This is a genomic window from Plantactinospora sp. DSM 117369, assembly GCF_053764795.1.
Window position 1 is genome coordinate 1,596,539 of the sequence record NZ_CM132446.1, and the last position, 15,497, is coordinate 1,612,035.

General features: G+C 67.7%; 5 protein-coding genes and 1 pseudogene. 3 read left to right on the forward strand and 3 right to left on the reverse strand.

Annotated features, from left to right (window positions below):
* Positions 1-67 precede the first annotated feature (67 nt).
* Positions 68-850, forward strand: a complete 783-nt coding sequence (locus ACSMXO_RS07315) for a transposase family protein (protein ID WP_455417139.1) — start codon at positions 68-70, stop codon at positions 848-850.
* Positions 851-1,110: 260 nt separating this feature from the next.
* Here ACSMXO_RS07315 and ACSMXO_RS07320 read toward each other — a convergent pair whose 3' ends face one another.
* The gene (locus ACSMXO_RS07320; protein ID WP_455417140.1) at positions 1,111-2,025 is read right to left on the reverse strand and encodes a helix-turn-helix transcriptional regulator; all 915 of its coding nucleotides are present in this window, start codon (positions 2,023-2,025) and stop codon (positions 1,111-1,113) included.
* Positions 2,026-2,155: 130 nt separating this feature from the next.
* Between ACSMXO_RS07320 and ACSMXO_RS07325 the strand changes: the two genes are divergently transcribed.
* Positions 2,156-3,061, forward strand: coding sequence for an oxidoreductase (locus ACSMXO_RS07325; protein ID WP_455417141.1), 906 nt, complete (start codon positions 2,156-2,158; stop codon positions 3,059-3,061).
* Between the two features lie 261 nt (positions 3,062-3,322).
* Here ACSMXO_RS07325 and ACSMXO_RS07330 read toward each other — a convergent pair.
* Together ACSMXO_RS07330 and ACSMXO_RS07335 are read right to left on the reverse strand one after the other, a co-directional pair.
* A pseudogene (locus ACSMXO_RS07330) lies at positions 3,323-4,144 on the reverse strand (MFS transporter); the annotation flags it as partial.
* 142 nt (positions 4,145-4,286) lie between these two features.
* Positions 4,287-8,681, reverse strand: a complete 4,395-nt coding sequence (locus ACSMXO_RS07335; protein ID WP_455417142.1) for an FG-GAP-like repeat-containing protein — start codon at positions 8,679-8,681, stop codon at positions 4,287-4,289.
* A 280-nt stretch (positions 8,682-8,961) separates the two neighbouring features.
* Between ACSMXO_RS07335 and ACSMXO_RS07340 the strand changes: the two genes are divergently transcribed.
* A complete protein-coding gene (locus ACSMXO_RS07340) occupies positions 8,962-15,390 on the forward strand; it encodes an RHS repeat-associated core domain-containing protein (protein WP_455417143.1) in 6,429 nt (2,142 codons plus the stop codon).
* The last annotated feature ends 107 nt before the right edge of the window (positions 15,391-15,497 follow it).

Here is a 15,497-nt window from a genome sequence, read left to right on the forward strand (position 1 = left end):
CCGGGTGAGGTGAGGCTCCCGTTAAGACAGCAATCGACCAAGAAAGATGCCCCTACCGGGAGCCTCGTTGCTGTCTTACCCTGCCTCGATCCCGCTGTCCACCCGGTCGCTGAACCACGTCGCCGACCTGATCCGTAGCCATCGCCGCCAGCGACGGTCCCGGTGGCGTCGGCTCGATCCCGGCCGCCAGGCGCTGCTCGTCCTGGCCCACTTGCGCAACGGCGACACCTTCACCCGTCTGGCCGCCGGGTTCGAAGTCGGGGTGGCCACCGCCTGGCGCTACGTCCGCGAGGCGATCACTCTGCTTGCCACGACCGCCGACGACCTGCACCAGGCGATGAGCAGGATCCGTCTACTGGCCTACGCCATCGGCGACGGCACCCTGATCCCGATCGACCGCATACACGACCAGAAGCCGTACTACTCCGGGAAGCACCGGCGACATGGGATGAACGTGCAGGTCATCGCCGATCCGGCCGGACGCCTCGTCTGGGCGTCGGCGGCGCTGCCCGGCTCGACGCACGACCTGACCGCCGCCCGCACCCACGGCATCGTCGCCGCGTTGACCAGTTCGAACGTGATGACCTTCGCGGACAAGGCGTACCAGGGCGCCGGCGGATGTGTCCGCACCGGGTTCAAGCGTCATCGCTACCGGCCGAAGCTGTCCCGCCGGCAGAAGGCCGTGAACAAGGCCCACGCCCGCATCCGCGCCCGCGGCGAACGCGCCGTCGCCACCCTCAAGACCTGGAAAATCCTGACCAAGATCCGATGCTGCCCGTCCCGGACGACCGCGATCGTGCAGGCGATCCTGGTCCTGCACCACGTCGAGCACCCGACCTATCGAGGATGAAAAACGCTCACTGGTTCACTGACGTTCACCCTTTCGGTCTTCCCCTCACCTGTGACCCCCGGTCGGAACGGGCGTCCTTGGGCTTCCCCCTGGGCTTCGCACCCGGCCATTACTGACCACGCACGCCAGAGGCGGGGACCGGGTTCAGGGACACTGACCAGAGTCACGTCTTCGACATCACGTCGAACCTCCCATCGACGAAACTACTCAAAACGTGCGACATCGTGTCGCACCGGAGAGCGGCATGAGCGCGCACCCGATCATGAAGTCCCGCTAGGGTGGGGCCGGCCCGTCTGGGAGGGGTGCTTGTTGGCGAGCGTTGAGCGGGTCGCGTGCAACGACGCCAGGAGCTGCAGTCGGTCTGCGTCGGCGCTGCCCGGCGCGGCGGTGAAGACGAGCATGACCGGGCCGGGGTTTCCCGGCAGGGGGTACGTGTCCCAGTCCAGGACGATGTCGCCTACCTCAGGAACCCGGAAGGTCTTGGTGCCGCTGACCGACTCGCGTACGTCGTGCTGGGCCCACAGCCGCCGGAACTCGGCGCTGCGGATGCTCAGCTCGCCAACGATCGCGGTGGCGCGTGGGTGGGTGGGGTCGGTGGCAACGGCGGCGCGCATCATGCCGATGTAGTCCAGGGCCTGCCGCTCCCAGTCCGGGCAGCTACGCTTGCCGGTCAGCGTGTCGTCGAACAGCAGCAGGAGCATGTTGAGCCGATCGGTCGGATAGGCGTCCGGGTCGCCGAGCAGCGCTCGCGCCATCGGGTTCCAGTCGAGCAGGTCAAGATGCCGGCTGAGTACGACCGCTGGGGTGTCCATCACCCGCAGCAGGCGCCGTGTGCTGACCGGCACCCGCTCCGGATCGCGGTTCACCCGGGCGGGTAGCGACCGGCGGGCGGCGTGGGCCAGGGTGAACAGGTGCCGGCGTTCCTTGTCGTCGAGGCCGAGCGCGCCGGCAAGCGCGTCCAGGACATCATCGGACGGGCGTACCTCCCGGCCCTGCTCGATCCGCTGGTAGTAGTCGGTGCTCAGCCCGGCCAGCAGGGCCAGCTCCTCGCGCCGCAGCCCGGTGACCTTGCGCCGGCCGCCCGGCTCCAGGCCGACGTCGTGTGGACGCAGCCGGCTACGCCGAGCGCGCAGGAAGTCGCCGAGCTCACGGGCGTACGGATGAGGGCTGTTCATGCCGCAAGTGTGCCGCGGCCCGGACGGCCGAAGGTAGGTCCCTCAGACCTAGGCAACCGAGAACGACCGAACCGACGCGGACCGCTCCTACGGTCGATGGCCAGCGCACCAACACCTCCAGGAGCAGCAGATGACCGGATGGACCGCCGACCGCATCCCCGACCAGCGCGGTCGGGTCGCCGTCGTGACCGGCGCGAATTCAGGCCTCGGCCTGGTCACCGCCATCGAACTGGCCAGCCACGGCGCCCACGTCGTGCTCGCCGTTCGCAACACCCCCGCCGGCGAGGAGGCCGCCCGCCAGATCGGCGGCGACGTCGAGGTGCGCGAGCTGGACCTGGCCTCCCTCGCCTCCGTGCGGGCCTTCGCGGCGAAGCTGGCCGGCGACCACCCGGCGATCGACCTGCTGGTCAACAACGCCGGCGTAGTGCTGCTTGGCCCGCGCCGCACCTCCGCCGACGGATTCGAGGTGCATCTCGCCACCAACATGCTGGGCCACTTCGCGCTGACCGGCCTGCTGCTTGGCAACCTGGCCGCGGCGCGGGAAGCCCGCGTGGTCACGCTCAGCTCGATCACCCACAAGAACGCGCAGCTGGACCTCGATGACCTGATGTTCGAACGTGACTACCGGGCGGCCGCTGCCTACGGCCGGTCCAAGCTCGCCGCCACGGTCTTCGGCATCGAACTGGACCGTCGCCTGCGCGTCGCCGGAGCGCCGATCGTCAGCGCGCTGGCCCACCCCGGTCTCACTCGCACCAACCTGACTCCGCGGGCCTGGGAGCACCGTGGCCGGTTCGGGCGGCTGATCGCGTGGGCGGGGCTGCTGGCAACCCAGCCGGTGGAGCAGGGCGCGCTGCCGCAATTGCGCGCCGCGACCGAGCCCGGTGTGCGGGGTGGCCAGTTCTTCGGCCCGTCCGGGCTCTGGGAGACGCGGGGCAGGGTCACAGAGGCCCGGCTCAGCCGGGAGGCCGCCGACCCGGCCGTCGGCAAGCGGCTGTGGGCGGCAGCCGAGGAACTGACCGGCGTCAACTACCTCTGACCTACGACGGTCACCGGCCGGCCACCGGCAATCCGCAGCGTCGCGATCAGCCGCCGCACTCGCACGCCTGCCGGCCACGATCGCGCGTCCGCTCGTCGGCAGATCCGGACGTCGAGCGTACGGCGGGCCGGTTACGAAGCGTGGCGGCACTGGGCTGGGGCGGCGTGCATGGTCGGCGGCAGATCTGGATGCCTGTTGGGGCTGTCTGTGCTTGAGCGCCCGGGCCCCGGACGCGCTCCGTTCGGGGCCCGGGTGGGGTTGTTAGGCGGTTGCCTCGCGCAGGCGGTGCCAGGCTAGGGCGGTGACCGCTGTCATCATCACGGCGGCGATCCAGAACGGTGTGGTGATCTCCCAGATGCTGGCGATCAGACCGCCGAGGAGGGAGCCCAGCGCGGCTCCGCCGAGGTCCAGCAGCGCGTATACGCTGCCGACCCGACCGCGCAGATGTTCGGGCACCGCCCGCTGCCGGACGGAGGCGACGGTGATGCCCCAGACCATGGCGTGGATGCTGAATACGATCAGGATGGCGGCGGCCACCCAGGGTGTCGTCGTTGTCGCCAGGGTCGCGTGCGTGACGGCCTCGATGGCGAGGCCGGCGCGTAGCACCGCGGTGGTTCCGATGGCTCGGGTGAGCTTGGCGGCGATTGTCGTGCCGAGTAGGCCGCCGAACGCGAAGGCGGTCAGTAGGAAGCCGTAGCCGATGTCGGACAGGTTCAGTTGCTGCTGGCAGTAGAGGACGAACACCGCGAACGCGGCACCGAACGCGATGTTACCCAGGCCCATGGTGACGGCGAGGGTCCGCAGCAGCCGGTGCCCCCACAACCACCGCACACCGGCGGCGATCTCGCCCCGCAACGAGACGTGCGGCTGGGCTGGCTTCGGTACGCGAACTGGTCGGATGCTCGCTATCAACGCTGCGGCCACCACGAACGTGAACGCGTCGAGCCCGAACGGTACGGCGGCGGACATGGCGAAGAACCACGCGCCCAACGGTTTGGCGACGAACTGGTTGCCGATGGTGAAGCTCGCATAGAGCCGGGCATTGGCGCTGGGCAGTCTCTCGGGTGCAGCCACCGACGGGAGTAAGTAGGCCGATCTGATGCGAGGTTTGCAGTCTCCGTACCTGGCTCTGTGGTTGTGCTGGTAGGGCGGCGCGGGTGGTGCTGGCGAGGGTCGCCGGCACCACCCGTGCGGTGGTCTACGTGCGGTGGTCTATCGGTGGGTGTCAGCCGATGGTTTTGGCGGTGGTGGTTGTCCAGTTGCTTGCGATTTGGGTTCGGGTGTTGAGGCTGCCGGTGCCGTTGCCGGGGTAGAGCCAGACGTTGTTGCTCGTGTCGGCGCCGATGATGTCGGGTTTGCCGTCGGAGTTGATGTCGGCGATCGCTACGCGGTAGGTGGACCAGCCTGATCCGATTGACTGGCGGGGGCCTAGCATCGCCAGGCCCGCCTGTCCGGTGTTGGGGTAGAACCACAGAGCACCGGTGCTTTCGATTGCGACGATGTCGTCGCGGCCGTCTGAGTTGAGGTCTGCCGGGTAGATGCGGTAGTTGGTCCAGCCGGATGTGCCGATGCGGGTTTTGCAGCATCCGTCGGGGTAGTAGAAGAGTTCGCCGGTCGATGTGTTGATGCCGAAGTGGTCTGGGTTCCGGTCGTCGTCGGCGTGGCCGGTGGCGTGGGTGTAGTTGGTCCAGCCGACGCCGACCTGGCGGCGTTGTCCGGAGCTTGGTGCTCCGTTGACGTTGGGGTACATCCAGAGGAGCCCGTCGCCGTCGATTCCGAGGACGTCGGCGCGGCCGTCCATGGTCCAGTCTCGGATGTTCCACCGGTAGGTCGACCATCCGACTCCGATCTTGACGGGTGTGCCGAAGGTGGACAGGCCGCCGTTTCCGGTGTTCGGGTGCAGCCACAGGCCTCCGGATGAGTCGGCGGCGACGATGTCGGCTCGGCCGTCGCCGTTGAGGTCGTGGGCTGTCGGCTCGGGGCCCATGGTTGCCACGTCCCAGGTCTGGGTGAGGGAGACCTCTCCGTTGAGGTAGCCGCTGTAGCTGGTCGACCCGGTTTTGACGGCGCCGATGCGGAAGCCGTTGGTGGCGTTCCAGACGGTGGTGTGGGTTGCGGAGGCGACGTTGCGGCCGTCGATGAAGAGGAACATGCTGTGCAGGTTGCCGGCGGCGGGGCTGAAGATGGCCGTGAGCTGGGTCCATACCCCGAGTCGCGCGGAGCCGGGGCCGGCGCTGGCGGTGTCCCAGACCGGGCTCGCGACGTCGCTTCGTGTCATGGCGAACCGCCAGGACTTGTCGCTGGATTCGGCCCAGACCTTGAATCCGGCGGTGTTCGTGCCGTCCTGGGAGAGCACGGTGCCGCCGTGGCTGTTGAGTTTGATCCAGGTGGAGACGGTGAAGGCGGTGTTGGTGGGTACGGCCGGCCCGGGGGTGGTGAGGGTGCCGGTGGTGCCGTTGAGGGCGACGTCGGGGTCGAACAGGTCGCCGGTGCTCCAGGTGGCGCCGGTGGTGCCGGTGGCGTGCAGCGTGCCGGCGGTGTCGTTGGCGGTGGTGACGGTGCCGGTGTCGCTGTCGTTGAGTTGCCAGGCGTGGTCGGCGGTGATCAACGCCCTGGTGGGTTGGGCGGTGATGGTTCCGGTGCCGGCGGTGAGGTCGGTGACGTGCCATTCGGTGGTCTGGCCGCCGGTGGTGGTGGTCCAGAGGTCGGGGGTGTCGTCGGCGTTGAGGTCGGCGGCGCGTAGGTCGAGGGTGGCGCCGGTGTTCCAGCCGTTGGCCGCCAGGGTGTGGGTGGTGTGGGTGAGCTGGCCGGTGGTTTCGTCGTAGGCGAGGGCGGTCCACAGGTGCAGGGCTCCGGTGGTGCGTTCCCAGAGGAACATGGCGGTGCCGGTGGTGGTCTGGGTGGTGGCGATTGTCCAGTCGTTCCAGTTCGTGCCGCCGGTGGGGGTTAGGGCGGTGGTCTGGTAGGCGAGGAGGTAGGCGTTTGGGGCGCCCAGGTTGGGGTGGTAGGTGAGGTGGTAGCCGTGTTCGGCGCTGCCGGCGATGCCGATCAGGTCGGGCAGTGGGGAGCCGCTGCCGCGGGGGTCGCCGGCGTTGACCAGCTGTTGGGGTGAGTTTCCGTTCTCGTCGCGGAGCTGGTCGGCGTCGATGAGCTGCTGGACACCGCTGCGGAGGGATTCGATGGTGGAGCCGTCGCCGTTGCCGCGCAGGATGCTGGCGCCGCCAGCGTGCGGACCGGTGCCGTAGTAGACGAGGACGTCCTGGAAGCCTTCGCCGAAGAAGCGGCCGGTGACGGCCTGGGCGCCGTTGAAGTCCGCCGGGTTGTTGCTGGCGGGGTCTTCCGGGTTGGTGGTGGCGGAGATTCCGTTGCCGCGGGCGCCGATGTTGGTGGCGAGGATGTTGCCCTGTCCGGGGCCGCCGGGTGCGAGCCAGAGTCCGGACGGGAGTCCGTGGCGGCCGCCGATGGTGAGCAGGTCGGGGGAGTCGTCGCCGGTCAGGTCGGCTTCGGCCGCGTCGACGGCTGGTATGGAGTTGAAGGTGACGCTGGCGGTGTCGCCGAAGTTGCCGCCGGCGGAGACGCTGGTGACCGACAGTGTGTTGACGAAGCGGGTCGGCGCGACGGTGATGGTGGCGTTGCCGGTGGCGTCGGCGGTCACGTCGACGGGCGGGCCGGCGTTGAGCTGGTAGACGTAACCGCTCGGGACGGTAGTGCCGGCCGGTGGGGTGACGGCGAAGGTCCACGGTTGTCCGACCGCTGTTTCTCCGTCGGTCGGCTGTGGGACCGTTGGGGCGCCGGGGCGGGTCGGGTCGAAGGTGAATGTGCAGGTGGCTGACCAGTCGCTGGGGGTGCGGAAGTCGGTGGCCTGGACCTTCCAGGAGAAGCTGGTGGGGGCGCCGGCGGCGGCGGTGCGCAGGGTGGCGACCGGGACGACGAGTACGGCGGTGCTTCCGGACGGGTAGGTCAGCAGGTTGGGGTTGGACGAGGCGAGGGCCGTCTGCGTGGCGTCGCTGGTCTTCCACAGCTTGAACGACACGCCGAGCGTGCCGCGGTTGGGGTCGGAGACGGGTGCGTACAGCGAGACGCTGCTGTCGCCGACGTAGGAGCCGCCGCCGCAGACGGTTTTGGGGGAGGTGGTCAGGTTCGTGGGTTTGTTGGGTTTGTGGTTGTAGAGGATCGTCAGGGTGGGGCTGGTCTCGTGGAACTCTTTCCAGCTCTGGGTGTCGCTGGCTTCGTTGGCGGCGACCATCCAAAGGGTGCGGGTGGCCCGTTTGCCGGTGACGTCGGTGCGGATCTGGCTGGTGATGTCAAAGGAGACGGCGGCGGCGTCGCAGTCGGAGTAACCGTAGGCAAAACTCTTGGAGGCGATGGCGGAGCCCTTGCTGACGCCCTCCCAGTAATTCCAGGTGGCGTTCGACCGGGTCAGTGTGGTGGCGGGGCCGTAGATGTAGACGGTCTTGGGGGTGCAGTTCCAGGACCGGGTGTTGGTGATTTTGAAGGTGGCGGAGCTGATTTCGGCGTTGGCGAGGGTGCCGTAGGGGACGGGGAAGTTGATCAGGGTGTTGGAGCGTTGGCTGCCGGAGTTGCCGACCTGCATCCGGCCGATCAGGTCGGGGGTGTTATTCCAGTAGTTGGTGGATTGGTGGTGGTAGGAGATGGTGGCCCAGCCGGACATCTTCGGGCCGACGGGCGTCCAGACGAAGCTGGGATCGATGTAGACCGGATAGACGGTCTCCTCCCCGGTCAGCAGGTCACGGTCGGGAGTGAGTGTGAGCTTGTCCGGGGCGATCTCGACGCCGACCGGGGCGGTGCGGCCGGGGACGGGGGTGTCGGAGGTGACCTGCCCCTGGCTGGTGGCTTCTGCGGCGGGCGCTGTGGAGTCCCACATGAGCGGTGCGGGGGCGGTGAGGACGGTGGCGCCGGTGCGGTCGCGGCCGGTGATGTTCCTGTCCCCGTCGGCGGTGAGGGTGACGCCCGTGGTGGTGGTGGCGAGTTCCAGGGCGGTCAGCTGCGGGTGTGTGGCGGCCTGCCGGGTCTTGATGACGAACGTGTGGGAGAAGGCGCCCTCGGTGGTGACGCGTACTGTCAGGTCCACGCCGGGCAGCACTTCGGTGTAGACGGCGGTCGGGCCGTCGAGGGTCGGTGCCGGTAGTGGCATCGGTGCGGTGAACGCCACCGCCCGGTCGCCGCTGGTCAACTCCGCGAGGGGTCCGGTGCCGCCGCCGGACAGGCGGATCGTGTTGGTGGTGACCGCGGCGGTGATGCTGCCGTCGGCCTGCCGGACCAGGGTCGGATCCAGTGTCTTCCAGACGCCGTCGACCCGTTTGCGGGTCGGTACCGCCGACTGCGTCAACTCCAGCAACCCGTCGGGGCGGGCGGTGAGGGTGGATGTCGGGCTGCCGGCGGCGGTGGCCTCGACCGGCCTGCCGATCCGTCTCGCCTCGGCGATCGCCGCGTCCGCGTCGAGGAGTCCCGCGGGCCGGGGGGCGGGAGGAGGCGTCGGTGAGGCGGCGGCCGGGCCGGTCGACAAAGGCAGGCCGGCGACCAGGACAGCGCCGGCAGTAACGCCGACGGCTCCGATCCGAAGTGAACGCAGCCCCGCCCGGACGTCGAATGTGGACAACAAAGGTACCTCCCCCATGCGATGCCACCGGTGCGCGCGTGTCGCGTCCGGTGGCGGCCACAGTGAAGCAGGTGGCCCTGGGAGAGGGGAACGGCTTTCGTCACAAGGAGTCGTCCTGTTCGTGCGTTCTGCGACTGAATTGCGCGGCGCGCGCTTGATCATCGTTATCTCATCGTTACCAAGTGCGGTCGGTGACATGAAAGATTGTCAGCGCCACGGGGGGTGTCCATCCGAACACTCAAACGGTGGCCTGTGTCGATCTTCGCTGAGGTGAGGTTGCATGAGCAGGTTCGGCCGGTCAGGCCTGTCCGCATTCGGACGGACCGCCATCGCTTTCGTTGCCGCTGGTTCGCTGCTGGCGGGCATGCTGACCGCGACACCGGCACAGGCCAAGCCGGAGCAGCCGGCGCCTACTCCGTCGCCGGGTCCGTCGGTGAAGGGCGTCAAGCCGTTGCCGACGAGGTTCGTGACCCCGCCGAACGCGGCGAAGGACTCCTACCGGCCCACCCGAACGGCGTGGCCCAAGGCGGCAACGTCCCGCCTGGACCTCGCCGGCGTGGCCGCCCGGGCAGCCACGCCAGGGAAGGTGCGCGCCGTCGGCGCTCCGGTGTGGGCGCAGCCGGTCCCGCGCGATGGCTCCTACCACGGCCCCGGCCAGGTCGAGGTGCGTATGGCGGACCGCGCCGCCGCCGAGGCGGCCGGTGTCGACGGGGTGCTGCTGTCACTGCGGCCGGAGGCGGCGCCGGCGGCGGGCGTGGTGCGGGTCGGAGTGGACTACGCCGGGTTCGCGGAGGCGTTCGGGGGCAACTTCGGGTCACGGCTGGGCCTGGTACGACTTCCGGCGTGCGCGTTGACGACACCCGAGGTGGCGTCATGCCGTACAGGCTCGCCCCTGGTGTCCTCGAACGACCTGTCGACACAGTCGGTGTCGGCGGAGATACCACTGCCCGCAGGCGGCCCGCAGAACCGGTCCACCACTGACGCCGTGGTGGTGTTGGCGGCGGTCGCGGACGCGGGTGACGAGGGCGGCGAGGGCGGCACCTACGCGGCCACCGACCTGAAGCCATCAGGATCCTGGACCGGTGGGGAAAGCGCCGGGTCCTTCACATACTCCTACCCGATCACCGTGCCGCCGGCGGCGTCGGGCCTGGCACCGACGGTGGAATTGTCGTATGACTCGGCGAGCGTGGACGGCCAGACGGCGTCGACGAACGCGCAGGCGTCGTGGGTCGGCGATGGCTGGTCGACGGGCCGGTCGTTCATCGAGCAGACCTTCGCCTCGTGCCAGGACGATCCCGGCGGTACACCGTCGCCGGTAAAGACGTACGACCGGTGCTGGGACGGGCCGGTGTTGACGATGTCGCTGAACGGGTCGTCGACGGCGTTGGTGTGGGACGCCGCCAAGGAGATCTGGAAACCGGAACTGGACGACGGTGAGGTCATCACCCGGGTCACGAACTCGAACAACGGTTCCGGCACATACAACACCGACTACTGGCGGGTGACGCTGCGCGACGGCACCGTCTACGAGTTCGGCCGCAACCGCCTACCCGGGTGGACCTCCGGGAAGCCGGAGACGAAGTCGGTGGACCACACGCCGGTGTACTCGCCGCATGCGGGGGACCCCTGTTACGACTCGGCGGGCTTCTCGTCCTCGGTGTGCACGATGGCGTACCGGTGGAGCCTGGACCACGTGGTCGATGTCCACGGGAACGCGATGGCGTACTACTACGGGCAGGACACCAACTTCTACGGCCGGAACAAGGGCGCGACCGATGTGTCCTACATCCGGGACTCGTGGCTGAGCCGGATCGACTACGGGTTCCGCGATGGCGGCGCGTATGGGACGGTGCCGAACCGGGTGGTGTTCCACACCGGGGACCGGTGCCTGTCCGGGACGTGTCAGCCGTTGAACGCGGCGAACAAGGCGAACTGGCCGGACGTGCCCTTCGATCTGATCTGCGCCTCAGGGACGGACTGCGACAACTGGAGTCCGTCGTTCTTCTCCACGGTACGGTTGACGTCGATCGAGACCCAGCAGTGGAACACCGGCACCAGCCAGCACGAGAAAGTCGACTCGTACGCGCTGGCGCACACGATGCCGGCGACGGGCGACGGCACGTCTCCGACGTTGTGGTTGTCGTCGATCACCCGCACCGGCCACGACCTCAGCGCGGGCGGGACGGCAGCGATCACGCTGCCGTCGGTGAGCTTCAGCGGGATCAAGCTACCTAACCGGGTCGACACCGCGGGTGGGCTGCCGTCGTTCTACCGGCAGCGGATCTCGGCGATCACCACCGAGACCGGGTCGGTGATCGCCCCGAGCTACGAACTACCCGTACCATGCACCGCCCCGGTCACCCAGTCGCCGCCGTCGAACACGAAGTCGTGTTACCCGTCGTACTGGACGCCCGACGGGTATGTGGACCTGCACCGGGACTGGTTCAACAAGTACGCGGTGACCCGGGTGACCTCCACCGACCCGACCGGCGGCGCCCCGGCACTGACCACCAGCTACAAGTACCTCGACGGTGCGGCGTGGCGGTATGACGAGAACGAGGTCGTCAAGGCCAAGTACCGCACCTACGGCCAGTTCCGCGGCTACGGCAAGGTACAGACGTTCACCGGTGACGGTGTCAACGACCGCCGCACGATGTCGCAGGCCACCTACTACCGGGGCATGTCGAAGAACAACTCGACGACGGTAGCGAACCTGACTGACTCGGCCGGCGGAGTGCACGAGGACGTCGACGAGTTCGCCGGCCGCGTGCTGGAGACCACCGAGTACCTGGGCGAGAACGGGCGCATCGACTCGTCGACGATCACCTCGTACTGGGCGTCCGGCGCCACCGCCATCCGCACGCGCAGCGGACTGTCGGCGTTGACGGCGCGGTGGGTGCAGCCGGTCAAGACCTACACCCGAAAAGCCGTGACCAGCGCCGCGACACCGACCTGGCGGTACACGGCGACGGAGCACAGCTACGACGCGAACACCGCCAGCGCGACCCTCGGCTCGCTCAAGCACACCTACACCTACACCGTGCCGACCAACCCCGCGTTCGACCAGTGCACCAGCTACACCTACGCCCCGGCCAACACAGGTAGGAACCTGGTCGGGCTGGCCTCCCAGGTGGAGACCGTCGCCGTGGCCTGCGGTGGGTACACCGCCGGCAGCCCGCCATCGGAGCCGGGCAGCGTCAACACCCTGACCGCCCCGACGTCGGTGAGCAGGCCGGCGCAGGTGGTGAAGGTCGAACGCACCTTCTACGACGACACGACGTTCGCTCTGACGTTCCCCCAGGCGTCCGCTCCCACGAAGGGGAACGTGACGATGACCCGCACGGCCACGAACCACACCACCGACGGATACGAGTGGCAAACCACCGGCCGCAGCACCTACGACACCTACGGCCGGCCAGAGGACAGCTACGACGCCAACGGCAACAAGTCCACCCTCGGCTACACCATGAATGCGGTAGGCCTGACCACCGGCACATCGAGCACCAACGCCCTCCAGCAGACCTCCTCGACCACGGTGAACCCACGCCGGGGCAGCATGCTGACCAGCACCGACCCGAACAGTGTCGTGACCCGCCAGCAGTACGACGCTCTGGGCCGCGCCACATCGGTCTGGCTGCACTCACGGGCGACGAGCAGCCCGGCCAACCACACCTTCAGCTACACGGTATCGAAAACCGGCGTCACAGGCGTGATGAGCCGGAGTCTGAACCTCGCGAACGGCTACCGGACCTCCGTGACGTTGTATGACGCCCTGCTGCGGGAACGGCAGACGCAGGCGATGACACCAGACGGCGGCCGGATGATCACCGACACGTTCTACGACACCCGAGGCTGGACCCGGGCCACCTACAACGGCTGGTGGGACACCACCAGCCTGCCCGCGGTGAGCAGCCCCGTGTCGGCGGCGGACCTCGGAAAGCAGGTGCCGAACCAGACCTTCACCACCTACGACGGCCTGGGCCGAGCTGTGCTCGTCGAGGCGGCGAAGGACGGGGTCACCATCTCGTCGACGACGACCGTGTATCACGGTGACCGCACCACCGTCGTACCACCCGACGGCGGAACGGTGGCCACCACCGTCACCGACCCCCTCGACCGCAAGACACAACTGGTCGAGTACACCTCCCGACCGACGGTGACTGCACCACAGGACACCTACACCGGCACGTACACGGTCACCGGCGGCACCACAACCACCAGCAGTTACGGCTACGACGCACGCGGCAACCAGTCGACGGTGACCGACGCTGCGGGCAACGTGTGGACATCGACGTACAACCTCCTCGGCCAGGTGGTCAGCAAATCCGACCCCGACGCCGGCACTAGCACGATGAGCTACGACGCCAACGGCAACCTGCAGCAAACCACCGACGGGCGCGGCAAAACCCTCTCGTTCACCTACGACGCGCTCGACCGCAAGACCGGCGAGTACGCCGCGACCGTGGCCAACCAGTCCCAGACGAACCAGCGGGCCGCGTGGGTCTACGACAACAGCAACAACGTCGCCGGCGTCACCAACCCGATCGGCCAGCTCACCACCACCACCGCCTACCGCGACGGACACGCCTACACCACCCAGCAGAAGGCCTTCAACGTCTTCGGAAAAAGCCTCGGCGCCACCATCACCATCCCCGACGCCGAAGGCGCCCTCGCCGGCTCCTACGTGTTCGGGCATACCTACTACAGCGACCTCGGCCTGCCGATGTCCGACACGTACCCGGCCAAGGGCAGCCTGCCGGCGGAAACCGTCTGGCACACCTATACGAGCGGGCTCGACCTGCCTAATGGCCTCGTCGGACTCGACGCCTACATGCAGTACGTCACCTACGACGCGTGGGGCCGGGTCAACCAGCAGAAGATCGGTTCCGCGACCAACTTCGCCCTGGTCACCAACACCTACGACACACACACCGGCCGACTCACCAACCAGCTCGTCAGCAAGGCCACCAGCGGCACCATCGCCACACCCCTTGACGAACAGGAATACCGCTACGACCTGTACGGCAAAATCAACCGAAAGACCAGCAAACGCAACGGCGCCTCCACCCCCGCTGAAACACAGTGCTACGGCTACGACGGCCTCAACCGCCTCACCGAAGCCTGGACCGCCACAGACAACTGCACGGCCACCCCCACCCCCAGCAACCGCAGCATGGTCGGCAACAACATCGGCTCAGGCAGCGCCTACTGGACCAGCTGGGAAATCGACGCCATCGGTAACCGCACCAAGCAGACCGAACGCAACCTCACCGGCGGCAACGACACCACCACCACCTACACCTACGACGGAAACGGCCAGAACAAGCCCCACACCCTTACCGCCACCAGCACGACTGGCGCCGCCACGGGCATCGGCGCCTACGCCTACGACACCGCCGGCAACATGACCGGCCGCAAGGCCGCGGAAGGCAACCAAACCCTCGGCTGGGACGACGCCGGGAAACTCGTCTCCGTCATCGGCGGCACCAGCGGCACCAACACCTTCATCCACGACGCCGACGGCAACCTCCTCCTGCAAAAGGAAACCGGCAAGACCACGCTTTACCTTCCCGGCCAACAAGTCACCCTCGACACCACCACCGGCGCCATCGAAGGCGACCGCTACCACGCGCTGCCCGGCGGAGGTACCTGCATCCGCTCCGGCACCGGCACCAACTACACCTTCGCCCTCGCCGACCACCAAGGCACCCCCAGCCTCTACCTCGACAACACCGCACAAACACCCACCTGGCGCCAATACACCCCCTACGGCGCACCCCGCGGTGCCGCAGCCACCTACCCCGACAACCGCGGCTTCCTCAACAAACCAATGAGCCCCACCGGACTCACCACCATCGGCGCCCGCGCCTACGACCCCGCCATCGGAAAGTTCATTTCCGTCGACCCAATCCAGGACCTGGCCGACGCGCAGCAGTGGAACGGTTACAGCTACGCAAACAACAGCCCAATCACTCGCTCCGACCCCACCGGCCTGATTTCAGACGAGGTCGCAGCCGGTCGAATGACGCAGGATGAGGCGAAGAATCACCAGAAGAAGATCTGGGGTCCAAAAACGAACGAATGGAAGGATGGCTCCGGTGGGAAGCCGAAGAGCCCTTATAAGTGCGCCGAACGCCCAGGAGGCTGTGTCGCTCTGCCGAAGCCGTTGTATCGAGATGGGTTCGGTGCATGCACCGATGGTGCTGGTAATGACGCGGCCTGCCCGCCGGCGCAGCCAGGCAAACCGTCGGAAATTCCGGTACGTCCTCGCCCTGATTGCGAAGTCAGCAAGGACGCTCAGGACTGCAAGGGACGATTTGATTGGCTGAACAACTTCTGGAAGGATGTGCATCGCTACGGGCAGGTTAGCGTTTCGGGGTGTTTCATGTTCTGCATTTCACTAACCTACCAAGACGGCTATATTAGCAGTTCGGTAGGCCTAGGGGTCGGCGTTGGTGTCAGCGGGACCGTTGGGGCTGTAAGCGCCAGGCCGTCTGAGCAAAGCCCCAAGGGATGGATGGGATGCTATGGTGATGGGCCTGGCGCTTGTTATGTCGGCGGCGTCAAGAGCGGTGAGGGCGATCAATATGGGCATGCGGAAACGTATCACGGTGGAGGTATTGGGGTCGGCATATCTCTGTGGGCCGGAGTCACCTACAATTGGCTCGGGTGGAGGATTGGCACCGGTCACGGCTGGTTCCTCCCATAATCGTAGTGAGACATTCGCGGAGGTGTCGCAGTGTGGCGGGCGATAGTTGGACTCTTGTGGGGAGTCGTGCTGCTCCTATTGGGATTGGCTCTCGCGGCTGACTACCG

Excerpts from the sequence above, each read along its gene's own strand:
- ACSMXO_RS07325 (WP_455417141.1), top strand. The coding sequence starts at position 2,156 with ATGACCGGATGGACCGCCGACCGCATCCCCGACCAGCGCGGTCGGGTC.
- ACSMXO_RS07320 (WP_455417140.1), bottom strand. The coding sequence starts at position 2,025 with ATGAACAGCCCTCATCCGTACGCCCGTGAGCTCGGCGACTTCCTGCGC.
- ACSMXO_RS07340 (WP_455417143.1), top strand. The coding sequence starts at position 8,962 with ATGAGCAGGTTCGGCCGGTCAGGCCTGTCCGCATTCGGACGGACCGCC.